This window comes from Candidatus Absconditicoccus praedator (assembly GCF_021057185.1).
Taxonomy (GTDB): Bacteria; Patescibacteriota; Gracilibacteria; order Absconditabacterales; family Absconditicoccaceae; genus Absconditicoccus; species Absconditicoccus praedator.
On the sequence record NZ_CP054059.1, the window covers coordinates 664723 to 688926 of the forward strand.

A 24204-nucleotide genomic window follows, 5' to 3' on the forward strand; every position below is an offset into this window, starting at 1 on the left:
AAGCAGTTTTAGAAAATACTAAATTATTTCTCAGTAAAGATTGAAACTATCTCATTTTTTTATCTCAACACAACAAAAATTCCCTGTATTCATATCATAATCTGGCTTTTTTATAATAACATTTTTCATCTGCTCATTGTATCCAATAATAGCCTTTTCATCTATTTTTGTAGTCATAACATCTTGTATTTTTCATACATCTTTTTGATTATTTTCAAAAGAAATATGACTAAGCAAAGAATTCATCTGAGATCGCCTATTTGATTTTGTTTGTGCCCAAACATCATCATCATATTTTTTGGCTCACAAAGTACCTGGTCTTGGAGAATATACTCACATAAATATCATATCAAATTTTGCATACTCTACCAACTCCAAAGAAGCCTGAAAATCTTCTTCTGTCTCTGATGGGAATCAGATAATCATATCAGTAGTTATACTAATATTTCTATCCAAAGAATAAATTTTATCAATAAACTCCTTAAACTGCTCTACAGTATATCACCTAAACATTTTTTTTAAGATTTTGTTGGAGCCTGATTGTGCGGGGATATGTATATGAGGACACAATTTCTCCTCATTTTCATGCATAGAAAACAACTCATCATTATAATATGTTGGATAAGGTGATGTATATCTTATCCACTTAATATTTTTATATTTAAGTATAGCTTTTATTATTTTGTTGAATTCTGGATGCTTGTTTACTATTTGTCCAACCAATATTATCTCTTCTACTCAATTACTAATATGATAGTCTACTTCTTTCAAAATATCATCATAAGATCTGTTTTTCTCAAGTCATCTTGCATAAGGCACTATACAATAAGCACAAAATTGAGAACATCAAGTTTGTATTGGCACAAAAGCAGTTTTTGCCCTTTTTTCCAAATTTTGATTTGCTCATCATGGAATTATTCAAGTATATTCATTTTGGATATTTTCATCAACTTTTTCAATTTTATAACCTATTTTTTCCAATATTTGAGGCAAAAAACCAAGATCATCTATCCTAAAAACCAACTCCAAATTATCAAACCTTTTCTTGATCTTTTTGTACAAAGGATTAAATGCATTATTCAACAATAAAACCTGATCTTTGAATCACTTCATATCTGGATTTGATTTTTTGTATTGATACAAAACATCTTCTATATTGCTTTCATAAATTCCTGCAATAATAGGATTTTTTGTTTTCAATTTTCACTGAAAATTTCACAAGTTAAAATTATTTTGTATAGTTTCCTCATATTTTTTCATTTTGTTGAGATTTAGATTGTGCTGGATCATACATCAGGTTATCCATACTTTTTTGTCTTTAGGAATCTGCTTCAATCTTCCAAAGACTTTATCTTCTGACTTTTGTCTTACAGAACATGTATCCAAAATAACAATATCCGCATCTTCAATATTTTCCACATATGAAAATCAACAGTTTATAAGAACTGCTCTTATTCTTGCACTATCTGAATAATTCATCTGACATCCGTATACAATTATATGAAATTTCATTGATAACAATATCAAAAAAAAGTAAATAAGTAACTAAATCTTTGAATATCAAAATTTGAACAAACTCATAGAAAACACTCATATTCAAAGAAATTTTTTATCATCAACTAAACAAGAGTATAGTTTTTATAACCTTAAAAACACACTAATTTATAGTTATTTAAAAACAAAAATCAAACCAATAAGAGTTTGCATTAAATTTTAAGTGACATCTACATAAGTTCATTTTATAGATTTTGAGAGGATTTTTTCTATATCCATAAGCTTACAAACAAAAATAGGAAGTTTTTCATCTTTGGCCAAAGCTATAGCACTTTGATCCATAATTTGAAGTCACTTATCCAAAGCTTCATCGATACCTATATTTTCATATTTCTTGGCTGTAGAGTCAACAAAAGGATCTTTATCATATATACCATCAACCTTTGTTCATTTTATCATAAAATCACAATTCAACTCCAAAGCCCTCAAAACAGCAGCACTATCAGTTGTAAAATAAGGATTTCAAGTACCACTCACTGTCAAAACAACTCTTCATTTTTCAAGATGTTTCAAAGCTCTTCTTCTAATAAATGTTTCAGCAACTTTTGGAATTTCCAATGCAGACATTATTCTTACTGAATTTCATTGTTTTTCTATAGCATCACCCAAAGCTATACCATTCATCACAGTAGCAAGCATTCACATATAATCAGCTTGAGACCTATCAATACCGCTTGCAGCACCACTCACTCATCTAAATATATTTCATCATCAAATCACTATAACAATTTGAACTCACTTGTATCTTGATAAATAAACTATTTTTTCTGATAACTTTTCAAGCAGTTTTACATCTATTCAATATTCTTTGCTTCATTGTAATGCTTCTCAACTAAGTTTTAATAATACTCTTTTGGGATGTTTTTTTATCATTATTTTTTTAAACAAATAAAAAGTCACATTTTAAAATGTGACTTACTAACTAGCTACTCAACTAAAATCTCATACCTTTGTGTTCATCTACAACTAAATTGAAATAAAACATACATTCAACAATATAATATTTTTTTTAAATTTTTCAACAATATATTTTACTTTTTTGTCTCCATTACATTTTTAAATCAAGCCAAATCTGAATCTTCTGATAATTTTCTAAAAAAATCTACATCATCTGCTGCATTTCATTCTTCCAACTTTCATTTGGCCTCATCTAACCTATCTGCAAACACTTCGTATCATTCTTCATCTTGAGAAGGCATTTCAGGCATTAATTCAGCCAATTGACCTGGCTTAAAATTTGCAATACACTCTTCAAATCTGGAATCAATATCCTTATCTGGATTTTCTACATTTGAATAGTCTATAGATTCTTTTTTGTCTTCTTGTTCTCTGGTTTCAGAAGGATTTTCTAATTCCTCAAAACTAGGAGCTTCTATATTTCACATTTTATTTTTGTTTTAGTTATATAAATTTATAAGTTTTCCAAAAGTCTTTCTGCATCAAGAACCTCTTTGTGTTCTTCCATATGTCTTGATATCAAATTGATATCTGCTACAAATTCTCTAAGCCTGGCTATTGCTTTTTGATATCTTTCATACAAAAGAACAAATAGTTTTTTCTTTTTGTCTTCTTTTAGTAAATTTAAGTAATTTTTTAGTTTTTGTCTTTGTTCGGTATCTATATAATACAATTCCTCTAATATTTGCATTATTTTAAAATCAAGATCGTTTTCCATCATACTTTATTATACTTATAAATATATTATCAATTATAATATTTTTTATATCTATGTCAAACTTAAAAGCACATTTTTAGCCATTCTTTTATAAATCTATACCACCACCCAGCTATCTGGTAACTCTTCTTTTATCAATCATTGCAACTCCAAAGAAGACAAAACTACAAGAATTTCAGACGAGTCCAAGTCTACTCAATTTGCTATTTCTTGATATGAACATCAATTATGCTCAAACACAAAATGATATATTTTTTTCTCTTCAGTTGAAAGGTTTGATATGTTAGGCTTTGATTTTTCTTGGATCTTTCAGAAATTATCTTCCACAAAAGATTTTATACCTGATACCAAACCAATTTTTTTGTCTTTGATAAGCTGATTTACTCATTCACTTTGAGTGTCAAAAATCCTTCAGGGAGTTGCGTATACTGGCACATTACTTTTTAGAGCAAAATCTACTGTTATCAAACTCCCCGAACCATCTCAAGCCTCCGGCAAAAACAACAAATCTGAAAGACCTGCTATAATTCTATTTCTTTGAGGAAAAGTAAAATTGGTTGGTTTGGATTTGAGTTTGAATTCTGACATAACCAGTCATCAATTATCTATTATTTTTTGAATAAAGTTTCTTTTGTTGGAATAAAGATAATATCAAAGTCATCATCACAATACTGCTATTGTTGGGATATTATTTTTGATGGAATGTTCGGCCACCCAACTATCTATTCATGGAGCAAGTCAAGAAATGGTGACAATATCTTTATCAGAAAGATACTCAAAAAGCTCTTCCAAAACTTTTTTTCAATAATTTGACGGCTTCCTAGGTCAAACTATTCAAATTGTTTTTTTATCAAGTATTTGGCTGTCTCATTTCCAATAAACTATATAAGGTTTTGATTTGGTATTATAAAACCTATAGTGATAATCTGCACCTTTCTCATCAACAAAAAAGTTAAGATTGTTATCTTCCATAAATTTTCCTATTTTGGAGTAGTCAAGATTTGAAGGAATATTTTTGTTTTTCAGATCAGAGATCTTGATGTTCTCATCTATTGAATAAGACAGCACCAATTTTTCCAAATCCAAAACAATAGATTACCAAATAAATTGTAGCAATTCTAATAATTCAAAACATAAAAATCAAGACATTATAAAATTCTCTTGAAAAAATTATACAAATTGTTAATATCAATATAGCACCAAACAATAATAAGTGCTATTAAAATAATAAAATTTAGAATCTAAATACTTAAAAAATGCCAAATTTTGAAAAATATACAAGCAAAGCTTTTGAAGCTATACAACAAGCACAAGACTCAGCAGTTGGGAATGAAAACAGTTATATTGACATATCACATCTGTTTTTGGCTATGCTTGAACAAAAAGACTGATATATTCCTTCTATAATACAAAAATTATGATTGGAAACAAATAATATAAAACAAAAAACTCAAGACTACATCCAAAAACTACCAACCATCTCATGACAAACACAGGTTGGAATAAGCAACGAACTCAACAAAATATTAATAGATGCAGAAAAAGTTGCCAAATCTATGAAAGATGAGTACATCACTACAATACACTTTTTGGTAAGTATGTTTAATATCAAAAACGAATTCACCAAAAATACTTTGGAAAATTTGTGAATTACCAAAAAACAGGTAGAAGAAGCAGCTCAACAAGTAAAATGACAACAACCAATACAAAGCCAAGATCCCGAAGCCAATACAAATGCTTTGGAAAAGTACTGAAGAGACATCACCAAAGAAGCCCAAGAATGAAAAATGGATCCTGTAATATGAAGAGAAGACGAAATCAGAAGAACTCTACAAATACTATCCAGAAGGACCAAAAACAATCCTGTACTTGTCTGAGACCCATGAGTTGGTAAAACAGCCATTGTAGAATGAATAGCCCAACTGATCACAAAATGAGAAGTACCTGAAAGCCTGCTCAACAAAAAGATAATAGAACTGGATATTTGAAGCATGATGGCAGGAAGTAAATACAGATGAGAGTTTGAAGAGAGACTAAAAGCTGTACTAAAAGAATTAAACGAAGCTGAGTGAGAAATAATACTTTTCATAGATGAAGTACATAGTGTGGTTGGTACCTGAAAAACAGAATGATCTATGGATATGTGAAATATGATAAAACCAGAACTTGCCAGATGAAAAATAAGAATGATTTGAGCTACCACTCTCAATGAATACAGAAAATATATAGAAAAAGATCCAGCACTTGAAAGAAGAATGCAAAAAGTAAATGTAGATGAACCTACACCACAAGATAGTATTGCTATACTTAGATGAATAAAAGAAAGATATGAAGCTCATCATTGAGTAAAAATACAAGATGATGCTGTAGTTGCTTCGGTAGATCTTTCTACCAAATATATTACAGAAAGATTCTTGCCAGACAAAGCTATAGATCTTTTGGATGAGGCTGCAGCTAGTGTGAAAATGTCTCTTACTTCTATGCCAGAAGAAATTCAAGGATTAGAAAAAAAACTAAGCCAACTTGAAATTGAAAAACAAGCCCTAAATCTAGAAAAAACTGAAAAAAACAAAGAAAGACTCCAGCAAATAGACAAAGAGATAGCAGACTTGAAAGAAAAATATCAAAGCATGAAATCTGCTTGGGAAGAAGAAAGAAAAATGGTTTTGGAAGTACAAAACCTAAAAGAAAAAATCCAACAAGCAGAACACCAAGCTGCTATGGCAGAAAAACAAACCGACTACAACAAAGTAGCAGAAATAAGGTATGGTGAAATACCAAAACTACAAGAACAACTCAAACAATACGAAGAAAAAATAGAAAATGCAAAAACTCAATGATCAGTAGCTATCAAAGATATAGTCCAACCAGAAGATATTGCATCAATCATAAGTAAACGAACATGAATTCCAGCATCAAAACTTGTAGAAAGCGAAAAAGAAAAACTTGCCAAAATAGAAGAACATATTTCCTCACAAGTAATATGACAAGAAAAAGCAATAAACCATGTAGCCAATGCCATCAGAAGATCAAGAGCCTGACTAAAAGACGAATCAAAACCAATAGGTTCTTTCTTGTTTCTTTGACCTACCTGAGTTGGGAAAACACAACTTGCTAAATCTCTTGCCAAATTCTTGTTCAACGATGAAAGTGCTATGGTAAGAATTGATATGTCTGAATACATGGAAAAACATTCTGTAAGCAGACTTGTAGGTGCTCCTCCAGGATATGTATGACACGAAGAATGATGACAGCTAACAGAAAATATTAGAAGAAAACCTTATTCTGTAATACTACTAGATGAAATAGAAAAAGCTCATACTGATGTTTTCAATATACTTTTGCAAGTACTAGATGATGGTAGACTTACAGATAGTCAGTGAAGAACAGTCAACTTCAGCAATACTATATTGATAATGACAAGTAATATATCTTCGGATCTTATTATGGAAAAACTTTGAGAAAACAACTCTCAAGAAACAAGAGAACAAGTTGAAAATCAAGTAATGAGTAATTTATGAAATTATTTTAGACCTGAATTTATCAACAGGATTGATGACATCATAGTATTCAACCCTATCAACAAAGATATGATCAAAAACATTATAGATATCCAAATCCAAGAATATCAATCAAAACTTGGCAAAGACAAATGAATAAGTCTAGAAATAAATGACGAAGCAAAAGAATTCTTAGCCAAAGTTTGATGGGATCCTAGTTTTGGTGCAAGACCACTAAATAGAGCTATTCAAAAACATATACTAGATGAATTAGCTATGAAAATAGTAAACTGAGAAATCAAAGAATGAGCAACAGTACAAATAAGCTCAAAAAATTGAGAAAAGTTGGAATTTAGTAGTAAATAAATATTTGAAAATTTAAACAGAGAGTAATCTAAAGTTTTTGGATTACTCTTTTTTTTGAACACAGAAAATATTATTTTTTATCCAATCTTTTTTCTGCCATTTTGAGCTCTTCTTCAAGTTGGGACAACTCTTTCCTAGTGTTTTCTATTTCCTCCTCTTCAGGAGTTCTTTCTGGTGGGTTTTCAACACCCATGATTTGGTTTTTATATATTAAAAATATATCCTAATATAAATTATAAATATTTTGACACAAAAATGCAAATTTATGAGAAAGTTGTCTTTATTTAAGATTTTAAGATTTAAATTACAATAAAACACTAAATAATTTTTCAAACACACAATTTTAAAAAAATTTACACAAAAAATATTGATAACACAAAACAAACTATTATACTAACAAAAATTTTATCTATATCAAATCACTCATCCAAATGAAAGTAAATCCCAAAATAGAAAAATCCTGGTTTTCTGCACTAAAAGATGAATTCCAAAAAGACTATTTCATAGATCTCAAACAATTTTTAATCAAAGAAAAACAAAATCATGAAGTTTACCCTCCCGGAGAAAAAATTTTCTCTGCTTTTGATAAATGCCCCTATGATAAGCTTAAAGTTGTAATAATATGACAAGATCCTTATCACTGACCAGATCAAGCCAATTGACTTGCTTTTTCTGTAAATGAATGAATATCAAGACCACCTTCCTTACAAAACATATACAAAGAGATCCAAAACGATCTTTGAATAGAAATGTGATCTTCTGGAGATTTGTGAAAATGGGCAGAACAATGAATACTTCTACTAAACACTACTCTAACTGTGAGAAAATGACAAGCAGGTTCACACAAATGACAATGATGGGAAGAGTTTACAGACTCTGTAATCAAAACAATTTCAGAAAACAAGTCATGAATCATATTTCTTCTTTGGTGAAATTATGCCAAAGAGAAAAACTCATTGATAGATAAAAATAAACATTATATACTAGAAGCAGCACATCCAAGTCCATTTTCAGCAAATAGAGGTTTTTTTGGATGCAAACATTTTTCCAGGGTAAATGAAATTTTAAAAAATCAATGAAAAAAAGAAATTATACGAAAAATATAATTAGATTAACTAACAAAAATTAGGATTATTTTTATTTTCTTCTTGAGGATTATAAACTATTACTTTTTTGTTGGTAAATGCTTTTAATCATTCAGGTCAGTTTTCTTTTCAATAACCTGATTTCTTAACACCACCAAAAGGTAAGCTTGCCTTGGAACCAGCAGGTTGATTGATAAACACCATACCAGTATGTATCCTTGAAGCAATATCAACAGTTTGATTTATATCATCTCCATAAACACAACCACAAAGACCAAAATCAGAATTGTTGGCAACTTCTACAGCCTCATCCAAATCTTTTACTTTGATAATAGAAGCCACAGGCCCAAATAGTTCTTCTTGATAAGAAGTCATTCAAGAAGTAACATCTGCCAACACAGTAGGAGCATAATAATATCAAGATCATTCCATTTTGTATCATCAAGTAAGAAGTTTGGCTCATTGTTGAATGGTTTGCTGAACTTGATAATGGAGTTTGTCTCTTAGATCTTGTCTTGCTATTGGTCATACTTGTGTATTTGAATCCATTGGATCTCATACTATCAAATTTTCCATATGTTCCTTGAAATATTCACAAAATTTATCATACTCACTTTCTCTTACTATAAACCTTTTTGAAGAATTACATTTTTGTCAACAATTTGAAACTCTTGCCTTTACAGCTTCTTTGGCCACACCACTCAAATCACTTGTATCTGCCACAATAAATGCATCATTCCCACCAAGCTCTAATACTGACGGTTTCAGATACTTTCCTGCCAAAGAACCAACAATACTTCCTGCATTTTCTGATCATGTTAGATTTACTCAAGCAATAGCTTTTTGAGAAATAATATATTCGGTATCTTTGGTAGATGCTTTGATATCTTGATAAACTCAATCAGGAAATCCTGCCTTTTTAAAAAGCTCCTCCAACTTTTCTCAACACAAAGGAACATTTTCTGCATGTTTATATATTGTAGTATTTCCAGCCAAAATGTTTGGGACTGCTGCCCTAAGAACTTGATTGAAAGGAAAATTCCAAGGAGCTATACCATATATCACTCACAAAGGATCATACTGGGATTTTACTTTTACACCCTCTGATTGGTAATATTGCTCTTTGAGAATATCTTGAAAATTTTCTGCAAACCATTTTATAAGACCTACAGACTTATCAATACCTTGATAAGAAACATGATAAGGCATACCCATTTCTTTGGATTCTAGATCTGCCAAGTTGGACTTTTCTTTTTGTATCAGTTCTGCAAGATTTAGAAAATACTGTTTTTTTTCATTTCATGAAACTTTTTTCCATTCATAAAAAGTTTTTTCTGCTTTTTTGATTTTTTGATCTATTTCTTCTTTAGAAATATAATCGTATCTTGCTATTAGTTCTTCTGTGGCCGGATTTATAGATATTATTTGTGACATTAAACCTTCATTAAAATTTTAAATATGTTTATATATATTGTCATTTTAGTTAATTTTCAACAAGAAATTAAAAAATATACAAAACATATAAAGTTTAGTTATGATTTTTAAAACTAAAAGAAGCAACAAGTTTATTAAAGAAAATATATTTTACTTTTCAATAAACTATTTTATAAGATTATTTCAATCATATTTTACCATCTTGGATTTTGAATCATCTGGAACAATTGCTGGCATTTGTAACCTTTCTATAGCAACTGCACTAGCTACTGTATCAATTTGTCTACCATAATGAAAAATTAAATGTTTTACTCTTTTATTTTTTTCTACTGCATCTTTAGCAATTTGTGCAGGTATTCTATATAAAGCTCTAGGTCATTTGTAATTTATAGTACGTGATATTTTTTGACAATTTATTCATGCTCACCTTTGAAGTAGCTTGGCAAGTCTAGGCTCCATAATCATATAAGCATTTGGTATGTTTTCAATACACATAACTTTGTGTAAACTAATAAAAGCCAAAGTCGGAAGGATTAGGCTACTGGTTGCGTTTGGATGTTTGCATAATCTAGATATTTCACATACAGGCTCACCAGCATTTTCTTCCAATAAATCCACATTAAAAATTTTTTCTACAGGTAGCTGCACAGGATTTTCTTGTGTTTTAACTATAATCCTTGATGTTCAGACAACACCCTCTGTTTCTGTATTTTGCAAAGATACATGATGGGTACAATCAAGGTCATCATAGTAATCCCTGTCTTTTTTTGCACTATTTGGAGGCTCCCAGCCTCTTTGTTCGCAATAGACTTTGTATCTTAATTTAAACACCTCTTCTTTTAAACTATCTGGTATATTATACATAATTCTATGAGTTTCTACAAATTCTTTAACCTCTATATCATTAAGTGCATGTAATGTATCTTCGTGCCGAAATAGTAAAACATTATCAAGTCGTCTTCAAGGAACTCGAAACTTATCAACATAAAACATTGTTTTTCTTCTCTGTTCTTTGGTTACAGCAAAAGTTTGAGGCATATTTGCTCAACGATTGTTCTGATAATCATCTGGATCACCTATAATTTCTTGAGCAATCTCCCGATTTAAGTAATCTACATCTGTAGGAGCATCTGAGGGTTTTGAGAAATAATTGTCTAAAAAACTATCTACAAGCTGTCTTGCAAAACTAGCACTTACACCTTCTGATTTTGATGCAGAAGGATCCAAACCATCCAATACTTCTGAATCTAAATTATTTGAACGAGTCTGAGGTTGCTGTCTTACCATTTTAATTTTTATTATTAAAAACAACACACTACACCTAATATTGTCAATATTTTTTATATATTAAAGGTATTATATAAAAGTTTTCTTAAAAATCAATATCTTTTTATTTTTTTAATTTTAGCTTAAAAACAACAAGTACATATATAGATGCTACAGCAACTCAGAAACTCAAAAAACTCAACTCATACTGCCAATTTCAGGTAACCCAAAAAATCAGAAAAAATATAAAAAAAATAAAAACTCAAAGAACCAAAGCTTTTTGATAATCACTAAGTTCATCTTTGATTTTTTTCATTTTCACATTACTAAGTTCATAACACAATGTACCTATACCCACAAGTATCAAAGCCTATAACATCAAACTAATTGATTAAACTAAACTTTCCAAATCATCTACCATATCTTCTATCACAGCTATTCAGTCTTTGAAAAAGTTTTTTGAAGAAATATCTATTCAATTTTGAATAAGCAAATCATAAGGAGTTTTGCTTCATCCTGCTCTAAGTATGTCTTTATATTTTGGTATAAAACTTTCTCCATCTTTTTTATATTTTTGATACAATGAAAAGCTTAGTATATTACCAAAAGCATAAGAATAACAATAAAAAGGTACCGCAAAAATATGAGGAATACCAGACCATCATGTTTCTTTATCTGCTGGTACATCAAAACTTATCTTATCCCCTACTAGTTTTTCTTGCTCTTCTCTCCATATATTGTTGAAGTCTTTGTATGTTAGGTGTTTTCATTCATAAAAACTTTGATGAACTCTCCTTTCAAAGAGGATATATTGTATTTGTCTAAAAGTAGTAGCAAAAGCATCCTCTATCATATCTACCAGTAAAGATATTTTTTCTTTTTTTGATAGAGTTTGCTTCAGATAGTCTGTAAAAACAAGTTCATTGAAAACAGAAGCAGTTTCTGCCAAGCTCAATCAAGTATCAAAAACTTGTAAAGCTTGGTTTTGAGAAAAGTATCCATGAATAGCATGTCAGATTTCATGAGATATAGTAGATACATCATTTAGTTTTGATGAATAATTCAAAAGAACGAAACTATCAAAATCTTTGGAATAACTTGCAAAAGCTCATCATCTTTTTCATTTTTTGGGGAAGACATCTACTCTACCATCCTCAAACATATCTACAGCAAAATCATAAAACTGAGAATCAAAATTTTTCATAGATTTCAAAAATAAATCCAATCATTCTTCGAAAGGCATTTTTCTTTCTTCTGATGAAACAGGAGCTAATATATCATAGTATTCCAGCTTATTTTTTCACAAAAGTTTTGCTTTCAATCATAAGTATTTTTGATAAAGAGGATAAGAGTTTTCAACTTCTTCAAGCAAAGTATCCACTACTTGATTATCCAATTCTTCTGATACATTTTGAGGTTCCATCACTGTGTTGTAGTTTCTAATTTTCACTTCTGTTACCCAGTTTTTAACAATACTTGAATACATATTCCCAAGTGTTATTTGAACTTTTTTATCAAGATATTTTTTTCTGATAGCATCAAAAGCTTTTTTTCTAGTTTCTGGATTTGTGTCAGACCTTAGAGATCTTACTTCATCTTCAGATAGGTTTTTGATATTTCATTCTATATTCATCCTGAAAACAAAACTTCAAGTCAGTTCTTCACGAAGATTATCCAAAACATTACTAGTAGCAGTATCTTTCATATTTATCACATACTCCTCTTTTTCTCACAAAAGATATTTGATACCATTAGCTGATTGCACAAACCAGTTTGAATAATCTTTTAATTTTGGGGATTTAGAAAATTCAATAAGTTTATCATAACCTATTTGTTTTATTTCTTGAGACACAAAAAGTAGTTTATTGGATTCATTTGTCATAAAGTCTTCAAACTCTCAAAGTTTTTTTAGCACTTCCTGATTTTGAGTATCAAGAGAAGATTTGAAATTAAGGAATCTTCATATCTTCCCTGCAGTATAAGAAATTTTACTTTTCTTTTGAAAAAAGTTCAAGAAATCATCTTCTGTAAAAGTTTTAATTTTTCATTTATAGTTTTTTACTATATCATCAACTAGTTTTTGTATTTGCTTTTTGTCTTCTTCTATTTGAGGATCATCCAAAGATTTATAAAATTTTGATAAATCTCGGTTTGTTTTATAGTTTATCATAAACAGTTATTTATTTTTAAAATTCTATCATAAAATTATACATCCAACTCTTTCACATCTTTTGCATGAGTTAGTATAAAATTTTTCCTCATGCTTACATCTTCTCACATCAACACCCTAAAGAGTCTATCTGCCTCTTGTGCATCCTCTACACTTACTTGCATAGTTTTTCTATTAGCAGGATCCATTGTAGTTTCCCAAAGCTGCTCTGGATTCATTTCTCAAAGTCATTTATACCTACTTATTTGCACACTATCAGGATTGTAATTAAAATCACTTATAGCCTGAGTTAAATCATCATTTGGAGGATAAATATAATCTTCTCTTTTTCATTGTTTAAGTTTGAACAATGGTGGAACAGCTATATACAAATGACCATTTTCTACCAATGGTTTCATATATCTATAAAAAAATGTCAAAAGCAAAGTTCTAATATGTGCACCATCCACATCAGCATCTGTCATTATTATAATTTTTTCATATCTTAGATTAGAAGCATCAAAATTTTCTTTGATTCCTGCTCAAAGTGCTATTATCATAGATTTAATTTCATTGTTTTGAAGTATTCTTTGCATAGCTGCACTTTCTGTATTTAATATTTTACCTTTCAAAGGCAAAATAGCTTGAAAACTACTATCTCTTCATTGCTTAGCACTACCACCTGCAGAATTACCCTCTACTATATAAAGTTCTGTTCATTCTGCTTTTTTGATACTACAATCTGCAAGTTTACCAGGCAAAACACCTCAAGAAATAGCATTTTTTCTAAGAACTGTTTCCTTGGCCATTTTAGCTGCAATTCTAGCTTTAGCACTTAGTTGAATTTTTTCTACAATTCTTTTGAACTCTTCTTCATTTTCTTTGAAGTATTCTTTTAGATATTCATAAGTAATTTTTTCTACTTCTTTTCTTACATAACTATTTCAAAGCTTAGATTTTGTTTGTCATTCAAATTGGGGCTCTGGAATTTTTATACTTATAATAGCATACAATCAATCTGTAATATCAGACATCTGATATTCACCTATTTTCTTATCAATCAAAGATTTTGACTGAGCCGTCTCATTAATTATTTTCAATAATGCATTCTTAAATCAATTAACATGAGCTCCTCAATCTACAGTATGAACATTATTTACAAACGACATAATATTATCATTGGTACTATCCACATATTGAAAAGAAATATCTGCAAAAACATCTTCTCACTCTTGCTGAAGACAATATTGTGTACTCAAAGTTTTTTGCTCTCATACAATATTTTTTAGCCAAGTTTTTATTCATCACTCAAAATAAAACCTTTGTCTTTGATCTACTCTTTCATCTACTATAGTAAAACAAACTCAAGGAGTCAAATATGCAGACTGCTTAAGCCTACTCATCACAGTATGAAAAGAAAATTCTACAGTTTCAAATATTTTGGAGTCTGGCTTGAAACTTATTATTGTTCCGGTCTTATCCGACTCTCAAATAGCTTCTATATCAGTCTGGGGAACTCACATTTTATAAGTTTGCTGATATATCTTACCATTTTTTTGCACCTGCGCTATCATTTCTTCTGAAAGTGCATTCACAACAGAACTACCAACTCAATGAAGTCATCATGAAACTTTATAGGCTGACTTTTCAAATTTTCAACCTGCATGCAAGACAGTAAGAATAGTTTCCAAAGCAGATTTTCAAGTCTTTTCATGTTTATCTACTGGTATTCATCTACCATCATCATACACAGTAACATAGCCGGTATTGTGCAACACAACTGTTATATTAAAACAATATCAACCCAACGCCTCGTCTACAGCATTATCTACAATTTCTTGAACCATATGATGAAGTCATTTTGTATCAGTACTTCAAATGTACATTCAAGGCCTTTGCCTAACAGGCTCCAATCACTCCAAAACTTTAATTTGCGATGCATCGTATTCTTGTGTCATATTTATTTTATTTGAGTGTTAAAACTAATACATTACTTTATACTGATTTATACAAGTTTTTCAACTTTTTGTTGAAATATATAAATATATTTTTATAACAAACTCGGATTTTAAAAATAAAAGCCAATATGATAAATACAGAAAACTTAGAAAATGCAATCAAAAAAATCAAAGATAGCGCCACCAAAAGGATTCTTGAAGAAACAAAATCCCAGCTTATAAGTATATGAAGCCAACCCATACCAGCACAAACAAAGCTTTTGAGTTTATCAGAAATCCAAAACGATGCTGAAGCTATAAAATTTTACAAAGAAATTTGTAGATTAGAATCAGCATTGAATTGTTACTTTGATATGCAGGAAAAAATAAATTCTGAATGAGTTAAACTTACAAAAAAAGACAGTGAAGAACTTCAAGGACTTATGTATGAATGAATCAAAATAGGATGAAAAATAATCACATACCTGTCAGAAGTCATGCATAAAAACCCTAAAGCCATTACAAAAGAATGAATGAATTTTCTAGAAATATATAGAAGTTTTTGATAATTTTTTAATAAATATGTAGACAACTTAAATGAACCTTTTTGACAAAGTAAATCAACAAATTCAAGAAATTTTAAAAAATCAAAATATTGATTTTTATAAGCAAAAAGACAACCAACACAAATTACCAACTTCTGATGCAGTATTTTGCGCAGAAGACACCATCAGAAATAGATATTTTTTTAAAGCAATACAAAAAGCAATAAAAGATACAAACAAAAAAGACATAACAATAGTAGACGCCTGATCTGGCACCTGAATACTATGAATTATGGCATTACACCTTGGAGCCAAAAAAGTGATATTTATAGAAGAAAATCCTTATTCATTAAATTTATCAAAAAAAATAGTTGAATTTTTTGATCTTTGAAAAAAAGTAGAATTTTATAACAAAGATGCAAACAACATAGAGTTAAAAGAAAAAATAGACATACTAATAAGTGAAACCATAAAAACAAACTTTAAAAATGAAGACTTCCCACATATTATTAAAAATTTTCAAAATCAATTTTGAAATACATTCAAAATAATACCTGAATGATTCAAGTTAAATTTTTATACTCCAGCTTATGAACTTTTATTTACCAAACTTTTTAATTCATACAATTTAAGCCCACCCTACCAGATAGATTCAAACTGACATAAAAAAGTATTTATTGACTGAACTAGTTATATGTACAAAGATATATATCTTAATTCATGAGAATGTATGTCATATTTCAATATATTACCCCTAAGTAAAAACGAAGAAAGTAGTATGTTCAATTTAATTTAATAAAACCAAAAATGTGGGAAAAGTTAATAAAAACCTTTCTAGAAAAAAACAGTCAAATCAACTTGTCTGCAATAAAAGATGAAGAATGAGTTCGTATAAAACATATACAAGATAGCCTTGAAATCAACAAAATACTAACTTTCAAGCCTGGTTCTAGTATTATAGATGTATGAACTTGATGAGGCTTTCCACTTATACCAATGGCTATAAGCAACCCAAAATGCAATTTTGTATGACTTGATTCCAAAAGAAAAAAAATTGAAGCAGTCAATGAAATTATTGAAAAACTGGGCATACAAAATGTTTACTGCAAACGAGGAAGAGCAGAACAAGAAAAACAAAATTTTGATTATATAACAGCAAGAGCTGTTGGGTATGCGGACAAACTATTGCAACAAATTACACATCTTACCAAAAAACAAGGCTATATAATTCTTTATAAACAATTCGACGAAGAAGAACTGGAAATTATCAAAAAAAGCAGCAAAAAACTAAATTTAAAAATTCACAAACAACATAATTATAGTCTTTTTGAGAATGATATAAACAGAGTCATATATATACTCAAAAAATGTTAAAAAAAGCAACTAAAATTTAAATATTGAAAATAACTATAAAATAATTATAAAGAAAGACAAGCTTTAAAATCCTAACAGCAATAAAGTGGCTAGAAAAAGAAGAAAGAAAACAAAAAAAATAACCTTGAATAAATACCAAATATGATTTTCTTTTTTGGGGATATGAGCAACGTTTTTTTTTGCTAGATTTATGGCTGAATGATCCCCACTTTTTAGTATAATATCAATTCCTTCTTATTTTGTATTCTGAGAGTTATGATCATACATATTTTTTGCAGTACTTTTTATTTTGTGAACCTATATACTTATAAACGAGAAAATTCTCAAGACTTGAATATTCAAAAAATTTTTCTTTCTTATCCTAGCTACAACAGGAATATTTAGCTTCCCACTAATAGAAGACTCCAATCACAGTCCTGAAGATTTAGGATGATGGATTTGATATACAACAGTTCTTTGAGCAAATTTTCTTTTGGGATGACAAGAAGAAGCTATTAAACTAGCTTTTATTATTGCATTTTTGTGAATCATAATATGGATATTATACTCATTAAATATTAAATTCTCTTTGTGGAGTCTAAAATTCGTTGTACAAGAACAGCCAACCAGTAAAAAATCTCAATCACAAAATAAAAATGATTCTAAAGACAACAAAGAGAAAACAAAAACTCTTTTTGATTATATACCTTGAACAAGTTGAAACCAATCAAATACAAATAATAATCAGCCCTCCACAGAAAAACCACAAACTGATGATACTGTCAAATCTCTAATAAAAGAAAAATTCAACAAAAAAATAGATGAAAAAACTCACGAAAAACAAGAACAAATAAAACAAATCAAATTTCCTCAAGACCTTCCTAGTTTTGACACCTGAATTTTACAACCTCCTCAAGATTCTTCTGACTATGAAATAGACGATAGTTATCTTATAGAAAAAGCTGAAGCTATCAAAGCAAAACTAGATGAATTTGGAATACCTGTAAGTATAGAATGATATAATATATGACCCACTGTAATACAAATCAAAATCAAACCCCAAGCCTGAATCAAAATAGCAAGAATTGAAAACCTAAAAAAAGACTTATCATTAGCATTAAAAACAAAGTCATTAAGAGTAATAGCTCCAATACCAGGGACAGAATTTGTATGAGTAGAAATACCAAATCCAAAGCCACAAATGGTTAGCCTTAGTGAAATACTTTGATCAAATAATTTTGGGAAGAATATATGAAAATCACAAACAAACCTAACATTATGAAAATGAATAGACTGAAACAAAGTTATAACACCCTTAGATAAAATGCCTCATTTACTTGTAGCTTGAGCAACAGGTAGTGGTAAATCAGTTTGAATAAACGATTTTATTCTATCTTTGATTTATCAAAACACACCCTCAGATCTTAAGTTTATAATGGTAGATCCAAAACAAGTAGAATTGGGAATATATGAATGAATCCCTTATTTGCTGTCTCCTATAATTACAGAACCTGAAAAAGCTGTAAAAGTACTTAAATGGGCTGTGGATTTCATGAACGAAAGATATCAAAAACTTAAAAAACAAAAAGTTAGAAATATAGATCAGTACAACAAAAAAGTCAATAAAGAAGACAAAATGTATCGCCTTATTATAATAATAGATGAGCTTGCAGATCTTATGATGAGCTGAAGTAAAAAAGATACAGAAAACTATATAGCAAGAATTGCCCAAATGGCAAGAGCTGTATGAATTCATTTGATACTGGCTACACAAAGACCATCTGTAAATGTTATTACTTGAGTAATTAAAGCAAACATACCAACAAGAATTGCATTTGGTGTGGTTTCATTAGTAGATAGTAGAACAATACTTGATAGCAAATGAGCAGAAGATCTGGTAGGTAAATGAGACATGCTATATATGGACCCAAATACTAAATTTCCAGTAAGAATACAGGCACCATTTGTAGATACAGATGAAACAGAAGAAGTTGTATCCAAAATAAAAGAAAAATATATGACATGAATAGAAGAAAGTCAAATATATCACCCAGAAATAATAAATATTTTGGAATCAAAAGCAGAAACTGTGACATGATGAGGAGGATGAGATGATGATGAGTTAGTAGAGCAAGCAATACAAATAATAAGTGAAACCAAAAAAGCATCTGCCACTATGCTTCAAAGAAAGTTATGAATTTGATTTGCAAGAGCTGCCAAAATAATGGATATTCTTGAAGAAAGATGAGTTGTATGACCAGCTGATTGAGCAAAACCTAGAGAAATTTATGTTTAATTTTCAAATCTTTTTGTAATATCTGAAACATAGTAAACTCATCACTCATATTTTATGTTAAAGTAAAATTCTTTTCATTCTATTGTCTCTACTTGGTATAAAGCAATATTTTCTGAAATTCTTCTATACCTTATTTGTCTTATATTATCTGGCATTAGTCAGAACACATCATAATTTTCAAATACTCATTTAGTGAAAACATCATATATTTGATTTTCTTTTTGAATATTTACAGGAGAAAAGTACTTATCTTGTTGACTAGATAATGGAAAATCATTTTTAGGAGATAAAACCGAGGCCATATAATTTCTTGTATCTTCTATACTAAGAGACCACATAACAGAAAAAACAACCACAATTAAAGCCCCCAAACCTGTTGCCAATTTTTTGGTGTAAAAAAAATATTCATATATTTCTTTTAGTCTTTTAAGGTCAAAACTTAGAAATCTTCTGTTCAATTTTTCTCTATATCTTGAAATTTGTTTTAATCAATCTCTTGTGATTTTAACTTCAAGAAAGTATTTGTAATACAAAGATCTATCTATACTAAATCAGTTTTTAGTTTTTTTAATCATTTTTAATAATGGAATTCCATTTTCTTTTAATTTTTTTCTAAAACTTCTTGGATTGTTAAAATCTTGATTTTTTAGATCTATGTTCCCAACTCATATATGATAAAATACTCTTTTTCTAACATATGCTATACTTACTCATAAGCTTTTTATAAACTTTTTATTTATTTTTTTATTTATATTTACATAATCTAAGTTTTGATTTAAAAATTCTTCTTCAAGCAACTCCAAAACATACAAGTCAACTTGCTTTCTAACATATTTTTTATCTGAAATTCAAAGTTTTTTTTTAATGTATTTTATCATTATATTTTTTGTTTATATATTTATATATTGACATACCAAATGATATTGATTTAAAAATAGTTTTCAATTAAAAAAAATCTGGGTACTTAAACTACCCAGATTTTTCTTTAATATTTTTTTGTATTACTGATCTTTCTTCTTTTTAACTACAACTTTTTCAGACTTTTGTTCTTTTGCTGAGGTTGATTTAGAAGATCTTGATTTTCATTCTTTTTCTTCTTCTAATGCTTTCATACTAAGTCACATTTTTCTTTTATCTGGATCCATTAGTATAATTTTTGCTTTTACTTTTTGTCATGGTTTCACAATTTCAGCAGGATTTGAAACTGCTTTTCATGTTATTTCACTTAGGTGTATCAATCAGTTTATATCATCATACACTCTAATAAAAACACCATAAGGTACAAATCTTATTACTTCACCTTCAACAATATCTCATATTTGGAATTTTTGAGGTATAATTTTCCATGGATCACCTTTTAGTTTTTTCATTGATAATGATATTTTTCAGTCTTCATATCAAATCACTTTTACATTTACTTTATCTCCTATATTACCAAATCTTTCAATATTATCAACGTGTCAGTATGTTATTTCAGAAACATGCACCAATCATTCTATTCAACCTCATATAGTAACAAATAATCAATAACTTGATACCCCTGATATTGTTCATTCATACTCTTTTCAAATATCAAGATCTTGCATTATTTTATCTTTTTCTTCTCTTAATGCTTCTCTTTCTGATAAGATAAGCCTTTTTCAATCCTCATCAATATTTATAATTCTTACCTGGAATTCTTTACCCATCAAATCCAACAACTGCTCAAAGATTTTTTCTTGATCACCATCTTCTACTCTTGGATAATTTACTGGAGCAAGTTGAGATAAAGGAATAAATCATTTTATTCAGTGCATATCTACCAACAAACCTCAAAGATTTGCTTCTGACGGAACAACAGTAATTGTTTCATCTTTTTTTGTTTTTTCCAAGATTGAATTCCAAACATCATACTGTATTAATTTTGATATTGATATCACAAAATATCACTCATCATCCATAGTATCAAGATTTATAATTTCTGCTTCAAGCTCCGTACCTGGAGAAAGATCAACTCCATTTCTTTCCAAGTCTTTTGCTTCTTTAGGAAGTATAAGTCAAGTGAATGTATCATCCTGACAACTAACTAAAACTCATTTTTCAATTTTTTTGATTACAGTACCCTTTGTTTTTTTTCACTCTTTAATTTTTGGGACTGTTACAGTCTCATTTTGAACTCAGTTCAAAAAATTTTGTAAATCCATTATGATATAAAATTAATTAAATAAATAAATTAAATAAATTGCCGCCTTTTCAAAAGTCTAAATAATGGTTATTCAAAAGCACAACTAAAAATTATACTTTTAATTTTAGCTTATTTGCTACAAGAGTATATCTTTCAATATCATTTTCCTTTAGATACCTAAGATATTTTCTTCTTCTTGCTACTTTTTTCAACAAACTTCTTTTAGCATCAACATCTTGAGGATGCTTTTTCAAATGTTCTTGTAAAGTTCATATTTCTTCAGTAAGTATTCATATTTGCACTTCTGGAGAACCATTATCTTTCTCATGCCTTTGAAAAGGTTTTACAAGATCTGTAGATATTTTTGACATAGATTTTGTTATATAAAATAAATATTGAACCCAATCAAATCTGCCTTCGGCAGGAATCGAACCCGCATCTTCCCCTTAGGAGGGGGACGTTCTATCCGTTGAACTACGAAGGCACATCTATCATACCCTTATAAAGATTTTTTGCAAAAATTCAACAATAAATTATCTTCTTTTAACAGACAAATTCAAAAATAGAGTTTTCTTTATTGAAAACAAAACTTTTATTAATTAAAAGTTCAATCAGCTACTTATGATTTTAATTATAAAGCTTAATATTTAAGTTCACAAAGAAAAAGCTTTGAAAATTCAAAAACAAAATTTATAATAACCAACAAATTTACCAATCAAAACCTAAAAATGATAATCAACTCACCTAATGAAATGAAAGAAAAAGCCCATCAAATAATACAAAAAAAATCAAAAATATTACTAAACTGACAATTATGAGCGGGAAAAACTCAATTTGTTAAATGAGTAGCTAATTTCCTAAAAATCGATGAATCAAAAATACAAAGTCCTACATACTCTTATATGCATGAGTATGAAGAAACATTATTACATATTGATATGTACAGGCTTGAAACCCCAGAAGATATGATTCAAAAATGAATACTTGAGAAAATTGAAGAATACAAGTGGATATGTATAGAATGGCCAAAATTCCAAGAATACTATCAAGACAATGAATTTTTAAGTATTGATATCAGAAAACTGGAAAATGAAAAAAGAGAATTAATATACTAAAAACAAAGCTTTAAGCTATCTTACCAAAAAACCCATGAGCAACATTTTAATTGTATGTGCTAGCAATAAAGAACTGAAATCTGTCAAAAAACAGATCAAAAACATCTCACATCCCCAAAAAAACAAAATTTTTTATCTAGCATCTGGAATAGGAAATTATCAAACAATACAAAACTTCACATCTTTCTTAGAAAAAAATAAAATTGATTTTGTAATAAACATTGGAATATGCTGACGAAGCAATGAAAAACCACCAGCTATTCAAGTATGAAGAATCAAAAACATCCACACCAATAAAGAGCTAATTGTACCAATCTTCTTTAAATATGAAAAAATTGAAAGTATAGCATGTAGTGAAAATATATGTAAACAAAAAAATTTTTCAGAAAACTTTGTTGATATGGAGTCTTTTGGTATTGAATTTGTATGTAGCAAGTACAATATTCCTAGAATAATACTAAAAGTTCCTTATGATGAAATATGAAAGGATATATCAAATATAGATTTTGAAGAAGCTGCAGATAGTATCTGAAAAAAAATAGATATAAACAAACTAATACAACACTCACAAAAATACATACAAAAAATCCCCAAAGAAAAAGACCGATCACATCTAAAACAAGAGTTGAATTTATCTTTTCAACAATACCAGATTTTAAAGCATAAAATTAAAAAACGAGAAGTTTTAAATCAAAAAGATTTCAATCCCAAATATCATCTTGATGAGATAGATTTTACCAAATAAAAACTTAAATGATAATTTATATAGAAAACAAAATCAAACATTATAAACAAGTAAAAAACATCATAAACAAATTTCCAAATGCTAGTATTTTACATATAGACAGTCACAAAAACATATTAGATAAAACAATCCACCCAAATCCTACAGAAAAAAAAATAATACTGGCAAATTTAGAATGAAGCGCAGTCCTCAAAACACCAGATAAATACTGACCAAACAAACATTCTTTCTTCATCAAAACAAGCCTCAACTGTTTTTTTTCTTGTGATTATTGTTATCTACAAGGATTGTTTAAAAACAACTATCCTATACTTTTTTTGAATTATGAAGATATAAAACAACAAGTCTCTAAAAAGATTGAACAAATAAATTCAAGCGAAACAAAATGGTTTTTTAGCTGAGATTATTCTGACACACAATGATTTGATTTTATTTCAGATTTCAACAAGGAATTTATACCGTTTTTTGAAGATTTTAAAAATACTATGCTTGAAATAAGAACCAAGTCTGCAGACATCTCATCTTTGTTGGATTTATGATTTATACCACAAAATACAGAAATTGCCTATTCTATAAATACACCCCAAGTAATAGAAAGGTACGAGAAATGAACAGCATCTTTAGAAAAAAGGATAGAAAACATAAACTATCTTGTTGATAAATGATTTAAAGTATGATTAAGATTTCTTCCTTTATTACCAACAAACAATGCTGAAGAAGAATACATAAATCTTATAAAGCACATAAAAGACAACATAAACATAGACAAACTAAATACTATAAATATTTGATGATTAATGTTTACCAAAAAAGAATACAATAAAATGCTCAAAAAACAACCAAACCTGGATATATTGTACAAGCTCGAGGAAAAAGATAAATATTTTGTTAGGATAGATAAAAACTTTAGAAAAAACTTATATGAAATTTTTTATTACCATTTATGAAAACACATTAAAAACAAAAATTTTGTGTGTATGGATTATTTTTAAACAACAAAAACCCCAGGATAAACCTGGG

The 24204-nt window shown here is 28.8% G+C and carries 23 protein-coding genes and 1 tRNA gene; 9 read left to right on the forward strand and 15 right to left on the reverse strand.

Annotation, left to right across the window (positions count from 1 at the left end):
- Nucleotides 1–18 precede the first annotated feature (18 nt).
- From HLG78_RS03300 to HLG78_RS03320, 5 genes are all read right to left on the reverse strand, one after another.
- The gene (locus HLG78_RS03300; RefSeq protein ID WP_275670603.1) at nucleotides 19–1512 is read right to left on the reverse strand and encodes a MiaB/RimO family radical SAM methylthiotransferase; all 1494 of its coding nucleotides are present in this window, start codon (nucleotides 1510–1512) and stop codon (nucleotides 19–21) included.
- Between the two features lie 201 nt (nucleotides 1513–1713).
- Nucleotides 1714–2427 carry a UMP kinase gene (gene pyrH / locus HLG78_RS03305; RefSeq protein WP_231176195.1) on the reverse strand — a complete coding sequence of 238 codons (714 nt, stop codon included), beginning with the start codon at nucleotides 2425–2427 and terminating at the stop codon, nucleotides 1714–1716.
- Nucleotides 2428–2585: 158 nt separating this feature from the next.
- Nucleotides 2586–2939, reverse strand: a complete 354-nt coding sequence (locus HLG78_RS03310) for a hypothetical protein (protein ID WP_231176196.1) — start codon at nucleotides 2937–2939, stop codon at nucleotides 2586–2588.
- Between the two features lie 26 nt (nucleotides 2940–2965).
- A complete protein-coding gene (locus HLG78_RS03315; RefSeq protein ID WP_231176197.1) occupies nucleotides 2966–3232 on the reverse strand; it encodes a hypothetical protein in 267 nt (88 codons plus the stop codon).
- Nucleotides 3233–3325: 93 nt separating this feature from the next.
- The gene (locus tag HLG78_RS03320) at nucleotides 3326–4315 is read right to left on the reverse strand and encodes a DNA-processing protein DprA (protein WP_231176198.1); all 990 of its coding nucleotides are present in this window, start codon (nucleotides 4313–4315) and stop codon (nucleotides 3326–3328) included.
- A gap of 170 nt (nucleotides 4316–4485) precedes the next feature.
- Between HLG78_RS03320 and HLG78_RS03325 the strand changes: the two genes are divergently transcribed.
- Nucleotides 4486–7095 carry an ATP-dependent Clp protease ATP-binding subunit gene (locus tag HLG78_RS03325; RefSeq protein ID WP_231176199.1) on the forward strand — a complete coding sequence of 870 codons (2610 nt, stop codon included), beginning with the start codon at nucleotides 4486–4488 and terminating at the stop codon, nucleotides 7093–7095.
- Nucleotides 7096–7165: 70 nt separating this feature from the next.
- On the opposite strand, the gene HLG78_RS05410 is transcribed toward HLG78_RS03325, so the two are convergent.
- Entirely contained in the window at nucleotides 7166–7288 is a 123-nt protein-coding gene (locus HLG78_RS05410) for a hypothetical protein (RefSeq protein ID WP_275670604.1), read from the reverse strand.
- 238 nt (nucleotides 7289–7526) lie between these two features.
- On the opposite strand from HLG78_RS05410, the gene ung reads away from it, so the two are divergent.
- The gene (ung, locus tag HLG78_RS03330; protein ID WP_231176200.1) at nucleotides 7527–8201 is read left to right on the forward strand and encodes a uracil-DNA glycosylase; all 675 of its coding nucleotides are present in this window, start codon (nucleotides 7527–7529) and stop codon (nucleotides 8199–8201) included.
- 9 nt (nucleotides 8202–8210) lie between these two features.
- Here the strand turns inward: ung and HLG78_RS03335 are convergent, their stop codons facing one another.
- The 5 genes from HLG78_RS03335 to HLG78_RS03355 all read right to left on the reverse strand — a co-directional run bounded on the left by HLG78_RS03335 (nucleotide 8211) and on the right by HLG78_RS03355 (nucleotide 14987).
- Nucleotides 8211–9614, reverse strand: coding sequence for an aldehyde dehydrogenase family protein (locus HLG78_RS03335; protein ID WP_231176201.1), 1404 nt, complete (start codon nucleotides 9612–9614; stop codon nucleotides 8211–8213).
- 165 nt (nucleotides 9615–9779) lie between these two features.
- Nucleotides 9780–10901, reverse strand: a complete 1122-nt coding sequence (locus HLG78_RS03340) for an acyl-homoserine-lactone synthase (RefSeq protein ID WP_231176202.1) — start codon at nucleotides 10899–10901, stop codon at nucleotides 9780–9782.
- 103 nt (nucleotides 10902–11004) lie between these two features.
- Entirely contained in the window at nucleotides 11005–11196 is a 192-nt protein-coding gene (locus HLG78_RS03345; RefSeq protein ID WP_231176203.1) for a hypothetical protein, read from the reverse strand.
- A gap of 75 nt (nucleotides 11197–11271) precedes the next feature.
- Nucleotides 11272–13050: a M3 family oligoendopeptidase gene (locus tag HLG78_RS03350; RefSeq protein ID WP_231176204.1), complete on the reverse strand. Its 1779-nt coding sequence runs from the start codon at nucleotides 13048–13050 to the stop codon at nucleotides 11272–11274.
- A gap of 35 nt (nucleotides 13051–13085) precedes the next feature.
- On the reverse strand, nucleotides 13086–14987 hold the full coding sequence (locus HLG78_RS03355) for a DNA gyrase/topoisomerase IV subunit B (RefSeq protein ID WP_231176205.1): 1902 nt from the start codon (nucleotides 14985–14987) through the stop codon (nucleotides 13086–13088).
- 128 nt (nucleotides 14988–15115) lie between these two features.
- On the opposite strand from HLG78_RS03355, the gene HLG78_RS03360 reads away from it, so the two are divergent.
- From HLG78_RS03360 to HLG78_RS03375, 4 genes are all read left to right on the forward strand, one after another.
- Entirely contained in the window at nucleotides 15116–15535 is a 420-nt protein-coding gene (locus tag HLG78_RS03360) for a hypothetical protein (RefSeq protein ID WP_231176206.1), read from the forward strand.
- Nucleotides 15536–15563: 28 nt separating this feature from the next.
- Nucleotides 15564–16307 (forward strand): 50S ribosomal protein L11 methyltransferase, encoded by a 744-nt coding sequence (locus HLG78_RS03365; protein WP_231176207.1) that lies wholly within the window; start codon nucleotides 15564–15566, stop codon nucleotides 16305–16307.
- A gap of 11 nt (nucleotides 16308–16318) precedes the next feature.
- Complete coding sequence (rsmG, locus tag HLG78_RS03370; protein WP_231176208.1) at nucleotides 16319–16885, forward strand: 16S rRNA (guanine(527)-N(7))-methyltransferase RsmG; 567 nt, start codon at nucleotides 16319–16321, stop codon at nucleotides 16883–16885.
- A gap of 85 nt (nucleotides 16886–16970) precedes the next feature.
- Nucleotides 16971–19160: an FtsK/SpoIIIE family DNA translocase gene (locus HLG78_RS03375; protein WP_231176209.1), complete on the forward strand. Its 2190-nt coding sequence runs from the start codon at nucleotides 16971–16973 to the stop codon at nucleotides 19158–19160.
- Here HLG78_RS03375 and HLG78_RS03380 read toward each other — a convergent pair.
- The 4 genes from HLG78_RS03380 to HLG78_RS03395 form a co-directional block, all read right to left on the reverse strand.
- Nucleotides 19157–20038, reverse strand: coding sequence for a hypothetical protein (locus HLG78_RS03380; RefSeq protein ID WP_231176210.1), 882 nt, complete (start codon nucleotides 20036–20038; stop codon nucleotides 19157–19159). The genes HLG78_RS03375 and HLG78_RS03380 overlap by 4 nt on opposite strands.
- A 123-nt stretch (nucleotides 20039–20161) precedes the next feature.
- Nucleotides 20162–21343 carry a 30S ribosomal protein S1 gene (locus HLG78_RS03385; RefSeq protein ID WP_231176211.1) on the reverse strand — a complete coding sequence of 394 codons (1182 nt, stop codon included), beginning with the start codon at nucleotides 21341–21343 and terminating at the stop codon, nucleotides 20162–20164.
- Between the two features lie 91 nt (nucleotides 21344–21434).
- Nucleotides 21435–21695 (reverse strand): 30S ribosomal protein S15, encoded by a 261-nt coding sequence (gene rpsO, locus HLG78_RS03390; protein WP_231176212.1) that lies wholly within the window; start codon nucleotides 21693–21695, stop codon nucleotides 21435–21437.
- Nucleotides 21696–21736: 41 nt separating this feature from the next.
- Nucleotides 21737–21808: transfer RNA gene (locus tag HLG78_RS03395), tRNA-Arg, on the reverse strand.
- A gap of 244 nt (nucleotides 21809–22052) precedes the next feature.
- Between HLG78_RS03395 and tsaE the strand changes: the two genes are divergently transcribed.
- The 3 genes from tsaE to HLG78_RS03410 are packed head-to-tail and all read left to right on the forward strand — an operon-like array spanning nucleotide 22053 to nucleotide 24176.
- Nucleotides 22053–22439 carry a tRNA (adenosine(37)-N6)-threonylcarbamoyltransferase complex ATPase subunit type 1 TsaE gene (gene tsaE / locus HLG78_RS03400; RefSeq protein WP_231176213.1) on the forward strand — a complete coding sequence of 129 codons (387 nt, stop codon included), beginning with the start codon at nucleotides 22053–22055 and terminating at the stop codon, nucleotides 22437–22439.
- 34 nt (nucleotides 22440–22473) lie between these two features.
- Nucleotides 22474–23184, forward strand: a complete 711-nt coding sequence (locus tag HLG78_RS03405; protein ID WP_231176214.1) for a hypothetical protein — start codon at nucleotides 22474–22476, stop codon at nucleotides 23182–23184.
- An 8-nt stretch (nucleotides 23185–23192) separates the two neighbouring features.
- Nucleotides 23193–24176, forward strand: a complete 984-nt coding sequence (locus tag HLG78_RS03410) for an SPL family radical SAM protein (protein WP_231176215.1) — start codon at nucleotides 23193–23195, stop codon at nucleotides 24174–24176.
- Nucleotides 24177–24204: the final 28 nt, after the last annotated feature.